At 71.8% G+C, this 6000-nt stretch carries 6 protein-coding genes; 2 read left to right on the forward strand and 4 right to left on the reverse strand.

The genetic code is table 11. The annotated features are described in order from the left end of the window. Nucleotides 1-367: 367 nt before the first annotated feature. Entirely contained in the window at nt 368-955 is a 588-nt protein-coding gene (locus KBY47_RS23875; RefSeq protein ID WP_210923977.1) for a dihydrofolate reductase family protein, read from the reverse strand. Nucleotides 956-1083: 128 nt separating this feature from the next. Here KBY47_RS23875 and KBY47_RS23880 point away from each other — a divergent pair, with 128 nt between their 5' ends. Further along, the gene (locus tag KBY47_RS23880) at nt 1084-1674 is read left to right on the forward strand and encodes a TetR/AcrR family transcriptional regulator (protein ID WP_210923979.1); all 591 of its coding nucleotides are present in this window, start codon (nt 1084-1086) and stop codon (nt 1672-1674) included. 7 nt (nt 1675-1681) lie between these two features. Here KBY47_RS23880 and KBY47_RS23885 read toward each other — a convergent pair whose 3' ends face one another. From KBY47_RS23885 to KBY47_RS23895, 3 genes are all read right to left on the reverse strand, one after another. Then, the gene (locus tag KBY47_RS23885) at nt 1682-2269 is read right to left on the reverse strand and encodes a GNAT family N-acetyltransferase (protein WP_210923981.1); all 588 of its coding nucleotides are present in this window, start codon (nt 2267-2269) and stop codon (nt 1682-1684) included. A gap of 185 nt (nt 2270-2454) precedes the next feature. Then, nucleotides 2455-3618 (reverse strand): family 2 encapsulin nanocompartment cargo protein polyprenyl transferase, encoded by a 1164-nt coding sequence (locus KBY47_RS23890; RefSeq protein WP_374103104.1) that lies wholly within the window; start codon nt 3616-3618, stop codon nt 2455-2457. Continuing rightward, complete coding sequence (locus KBY47_RS23895) at nt 3615-5021, reverse strand: family 2B encapsulin nanocompartment shell protein (protein WP_210923983.1); 1407 nt, start codon at nt 5019-5021, stop codon at nt 3615-3617. The genes KBY47_RS23890 and KBY47_RS23895 overlap by 4 nt, the downstream gene beginning before the upstream one ends. Nucleotides 5022-5351: 330 nt before the next feature. Here KBY47_RS23895 and KBY47_RS23900 point away from each other — a divergent pair, with 330 nt between their 5' ends. Beyond that, a complete protein-coding gene (locus KBY47_RS23900; RefSeq protein ID WP_210923985.1) occupies nt 5352-5942 on the forward strand; it encodes an N-acetylmuramoyl-L-alanine amidase in 591 nt (196 codons plus the stop codon). Nucleotides 5943-6000: the final 58 nt, after the last annotated feature.

The raw sequence follows: 6000 nt of genomic DNA on the forward strand, positions 1-6000 counted from the left end.
CCGGCGGCACCGCCCCGGCCAGGGCTCCACGTCCACAGGGGACGTCGGAGCCGGTTCCGGGCTTCTCGACACCCCGGTCAGGGATTCCCCGGGGTTCTCCCGGCCGCCCCGGGAGGCTGCCGTGATCCCTCCGGGGCGTCCGGCATCTCCGGGGCGGGGGACGGACGTACTTCCCGTTCGGCCGTGGCGCCTTCCTCGGTGTGCGCCGCGGCGCAGTCGGGGTTGCGGCACGGGCCAGGCACCCACTTCGGCACCCAGGCACCGAGCGTCTTGTGGCGCTGGACCACGGTCTCGACGGGCTGTCCGCAGACGGGACAGGCATGGCCTTCGCTGCTGCCCATGCCCCAAGGGTAGGGCGGGCTAGGGCTCAGCGCTTCCTGTTGTACGTGCGGATGAGCACGCCGTTGCCGAAGGCGCGTACGGACTCCAGCGCGAAGTCGGTGACCGCGAAGCCGGTGCCGCCGAACATCGGCATGCCGGTGCCGTACACCTGCGGGTAGGTCTTGATGACCAGTTCGTCGATCTCGTCCAGCAGCTCACCGGCGATGCGGGAGCCGCCGCAGAGGTAGATGCCCAGGCCGCCGTCCTCGGCCTTGAGGGCGCGGACCCGGCCGAGCAGGTCGTCGGCGACGATCTCGACATCCGGGTCCGGGGACGGGCCGAGGGTGCGGGAGGCGACGTACTGGCGCAGATGCGCGTACGGGCTGGTGATGCCCTCCTTGAGGGCCGTCTCGTAGCTGGCGCGGCCCTGGACGATCGTGTCGAAGCGCGTGTTCGGTACGTCGTCGACGCCGAGGGCGCGGCGGGCCTGCGTCGGCAGGGTGTCCGCGTGTTCCTTGGCGAGGTGGCCGAGGAACTCCTCGTCGAGGAAGGCGAACATGGAGGTGGCGTCGCCCGCCGGGTCGCCGATGAACCCGTCGATCGAGCAGGCGATGAAGTAGGTGAGCTTTCGCAAGCCGGTCTCTTTTCGTAGGCTGCCTGGGTCGTTGACCACTCCTGTTGTAGTACTTCGCTTGTAGTGGTCGCAAGGGCTTTTACGGCACCGGCGCGGCGGTGCCGCAAGTGGGAGAGAGGATTCCGTTCATGGCGGGCAATCCGGAGCGGCGGGCGGCGCTGGTGGACGCGGGGATCGAGGTGCTCGCGCGGGACGGCGCCCGGGGGCTGACCTTCCGCGCGGTGGACGCGGCGGCCGGGGTGCCGGTGGGCACCGCCTCCAACTACTTCACCTCACGCGAGGACCTGCTGCGCCAGATCGACGCCCGGGTGCACCTGCGGCTCGCGCCGGACCCGGAGGTGCTCGCCGGGCTGATGGCGCTGCCGAGGGACCGCTCGCTGGTCACGGCACTGATGCACGACCTGATGGGCCGGGCCGCCCGCGACCGGACCGGGTATCTGGCCCTGCTGGAACTCCGCCTGGAGGCCACCCGCCGTCCCGAACTGCGCGCCTCCTACACCGAGTCGGTGCGGGGCCAGCTGGAGTACGGCATGCGGTTCCACCGCGAGGCCGGACTGCCCGGCGACGACACGACCGTCGCCGTGCTCTACCTCGCCATGCTCGGGCTGATCGTGGAACACCTGACCCTGCCGGGTGTCCTGGACGGCGTCCTGCCCGGGACGGGCGTGCCGGAAGGGCTGGTGGAACGCATCGTGACCGCGGTGGTGCCGGAGGAATAGAAGGGGGTCAGCGGGGCTCGCGCCACATCGGCCACATCAGGGGGCCGTCGGGCAGTTCCAGCGCGGGGCCGTGCTGCTCGAAGCCGAGCCGCTCGTAGAGCGCGCGGCTGCGGGCGCTGCTGGCCTCCAGGTAGGCGGGCCGCTGCTCCCGGTCACAGCGGTCGAGGACCGAGGCGATGAGCGCGGTGCCCAGACCCGCACCCTGACGCTGGGGGGACACCCCGATCATCCACAGGTACTCGTGCGCCCGTCCGGCGGGATGGATCCCGGCCGTCAGGCTGCCGATCAGCTCGATGCGTTCGTTGGCCGGGTCGATCGCGGCCCGCAGCTGGGCGGGCCCGTCGTCGTCGCCGTGCGCCTCCGCCGGGGTCGGCAGCCACAGCGCGCAGCCCGTGCCGTCCTCGGTGAGGTCGATCCGCCCTTCGGCGAGCACGATGTCGGTGAACGCGGCCATCAGCTTGTGGTGGTGCGTACGGCGGTACTCCGTGCCGGGGAAGACCCAGCCGCTCACCGGGTCGTCCTGGAAGGCCTCGTCCAGCAGCCGGACGATCAGCTCCCGGTCGTCCGGCACCGCCGCCCGTATCGCCACACCCATGCCCACCCCTCCCTCGTTGACGCCTCAACAAGCCTTGCTCGTACGGCAGTTGAGCCTACCGGGTGGCGTCGAGAGGGTGGGCCCACCCCCTTTGACGGCACTTCGGTCCGGGCCCTGAGCGGGCGGGACGGCCGACCGGCCGCGCGGGGTCAGGGACCGCGCGGCCGGAGCATCGGGGCCGGGGCCTAGCTGGTGCGGCGGGTCACGTACTCGGCGAGGGCCAGCAGGCCGCCCGCCGACTCCGGGGACGGGATCGCTCGGGACAGCTCCTGCATCGCCCGCGCCATCCGGTCGGCGGCCTGGGCCTGCGCCCAGTCGCGTCCGCCCGCCCGCTCCACGGCCCGTATCGTGCGCTCCAGGTCGCCCTGGTCGTACGGGGCGCCGTACAGCTCGGCGAGTTCCTCCGCCGCCGGGGTGCCGGAGGCGAGGGCGGCGACGACCGGCAGGCTCTTCTTGCGGGCGGCCAGGTCCGCGCCGACCGGCTTGCCGGTGCGGCCCGGGTCGCCCCATATGCCGATCACGTCGTCGATGAGCTGGAAGGCGAGGCCGGACGCCCGGCCGAACACGTCCAGCGCCTCGACCTCGTCCTGCGACGCTCCCGCGTACAGCCCGCCGAGCGCGCAGGCGCAGCCGAGCAACGCGCCCGTCTTGGCCTCGGCCATGGCGAGGACCTCGTCGAGGGTGACCTCGGCGGGCGGGCACCCCTCCAGTGCCGTGTCCACCTGCTGGCCCGCGCACAGCTCCACGACACAGGACGCCAGCCGGGAGGCGGCCGCCGTGGACGCCGGGTGCGGGTCGTCGGCGAGCAGCCGCTGGGCCACCGCCTGGAGGGCGTCCCCGGCGAGGACGGCGTCCGCGACGCCGAACACCGTCCACGCGGTGGGCCGGTGTCTGCGGGTGGTGTCGCGGTCCATCACGTCGTCGTGCAGCAACGTGAAGTTGTGGATCAGCTCCACCGCCGCGGCCGCGGATACGGCGGTCGCCCGTGCCCCGGCGCCGCCGACGGCCTCGGCGGCCGTGAGCACCAGGGCGGGGCGCACCGCCTTCCCCGGGTTGCCCAGCGCCGGGGTGCCGTCCGCCTGCTCCCAGCCGAAGTGGTAGCGGGCGATGCGGCGCAGGACACCGGGGAGCGACCCGACGGCCGTGCGCAGCGCGGGGTCGACCACCGCCCTGGTCCGCGCGAGGATCGCCGCCGCCTCCTGGGCCTCAGCCGTGTCGCGCCCGTCGGTGCCGTCGCCGTCGTCGGTGTGGATGGAGATGGGCCCCCGCCCTTCGCGCGCGTCGGCCGGCCGCGCCGGGTGTTCCCGCCCCGCCGGGCGGGAACACGGCAGGCCTGCCGGAGAGGTCACCGCCACCGGCCGATCTCGACGTTCTCCAGCACGCCGAGCGCGTCCGGGACGAGGACCGCGGCCGAGTAGTAGGCGGTCACCAGGTACTTGATGATCGCCTGCTCGTTGATGCCCATGAACCGCACCGACAGGCTCGGCTCGATCTCGTCCGGGATGCCCGACTGCCGCAGCCCGATGACGCCCTGGTCCTCCTCACCGAGACGCATCGCGATGATCGAGCTGGTACGGGCCTCGGTGACCGGGATCTTGTTGCACGGGAAGATCGGCACCCCGCGCCAGGTGGGGATGCGGTTCCCGGCCATGTCGATGGTCTCCGGCACCAGGCCGCGCTTGTTCAGCTCCCGCCCGAACGCGGCGATGGCGCGCGGGTGGGCCAGGAACAGCTTGGTGCCGCGCCGCCTGCTGAGCAGTTCGTCCATGTCGTCCGGGCCGGGCACCCCGTCGTGCGGCTGGATGCGCTGGTCGTACTCGCAGTTGTGCAGCAGCCCGAACTCGCGGTTGTTGACCAGCTCGTGCTCCTGGCGCTCCTTCAGCGCCTCGACCGTGAGCCGCAGCTGCTGCTCGGTCTGGTTCATCGGCTGGTTGTAGAGGTCGGCCACGCGCGAGTGGATGCGCAGGACCGTCTGGGCGATGCTCAGCTCGTACTCGCGGGGCCGGGACTCGTAGTCCACGAAGGTGTGCGGGATGTCCGGCTCGCCCTCGTGGCCGGCCGCGAGGTCGATCTCCTTCTCGCCGTACCTGTTGGCTCGCTGGTCGGGGACGGCCCGCGCGAACTCCAGGTGCTCGCGCAGGGAGTCGGAGCGCTCCGCGACCTGCTCGACGTCCTGCCGGGACAGCACGAGGACGGTGCAGGCGGTGACCGCACGGGCCGAGTACTCCCAGATGGCGTCCGGGTCGAGCAGCGCCCGCTCCCCGAGGTGGGCGCCGTCGGCGAGGACACCGAGGCTCTCGTCGTCACCGTAGGGGCCGGTGCCGACCTTCTCGACGCGGCCGTGTGCCAGCAGGTAGACCTCGTCGGTCTGGTTGCCGAAGTCGGCGATCACCTGGCCCGCCTGGAACTCGCGCTGTTCACAGCGCCGCGCCAGCTCCGCCAGCACCTCCTCGTCCTCGTACCCCCGCAGGGCGGGGAGTTCGGCCAGTTCGGCCGGGATGACCTCGACGCGGTCACCGGTCTTCACGAAGGTGATGCGGCCGTCGCCGACGGCGTAGGTGAGCCGCCGGTTCACCCGGTACGTGCCGCCCTTCACGTCCACCCAGGGGAGCATCCGCAGCAGCCAGCGCGAGCTGATCTCCTGCATCTGGGGAACGGACTTGGTGGTGGTGGCCAGATTCCGCGCGGCCGCCGTACCAAGGCTCTGCTGGGGCCTGGTCTCTTCCGTGCGGACCTCTTCGCCTACCGACATATGGAACTGCCCTCCCGGTTGTGTGTCCGGCCGCGATCTGGGCCGGGCACCGATCTCACGGAAAAGCCTTCCATCACTCAGCGTGTCGATGCTATTACCCGAAAGAGGGGGAATGGATCAATACCCCGGCGGGCAGAAATGGGGACCTTCACCAGCCGCGCGCGCCGCCGCGCACGCCCTCCCCGGCCGCACGAACGCCCGTCCGGATGTTGACCGAATCGGCTCGCACGCTGTGCGAAGGAGGATTCCGGCCGCCTCCGTTTCGGTACATCCAGCGGTACCAGACGGTCGCACGGTGCGGCCGTCGCGCACGGGTGAAGGAGGCGGGCCATGGCCTCACCCATGTCCGCGGCCAAGTTCCTGGCGAGGCTGCGGGCCGAAGGGCTCACGGTCGTCGAGGTGGGCGACTGGAGACGGCACAACCGCAACCACAAGGGACCGTGGGGACCGGTCCACGGCGTGATGATCCACCACACGGTCACCAAGGGCAGCAAGCACACCGTGGAGCTGTGCCGGAAGGGCTACGAGGGCCTGCCGGGACCGCTGTGCCACGGCGTGATCACCAAGGACGGCCGGGTGCACCTCGTCGGCTACGGCCGCGCCAACCACGCGGGCAGCGGCGACGACGACGTACTGCGCGCGGTGATCGCGGAGCGGGCGCTGCCGCCCGACAACGAGGCGAACACCGACGGCAACCGGTACTTCTACGGCTTCGAGTGCGAGAACCTCGGCGACGGCGAGGATCCCTGGCCGGAGGTCCAGCTGGCGGCGATAGCGAAGGCCGCCGCCGCGATCTGCCGCCACCACGGCTGGACGGAACGGTCCGTCATCGGGCACCTGGAGTGGCAGCCCGGGAAGATCGACCCGCGCGGGTTCACGATGAAGCGGATGCGGGAGCGGATCCGTGACCGGCTCAAGTGACGTGCGGCACCGCTGACCAGCACGTCATCGCGTCACCGACAATGGTGACGTGCCCAGC

Origin of the sequence: Streptomyces sp. B93, from assembly GCF_018070565.1 — a bacterium.
Classification (GTDB): Bacteria; Actinomycetota; Actinomycetes; order Streptomycetales; family Streptomycetaceae; genus Streptomyces.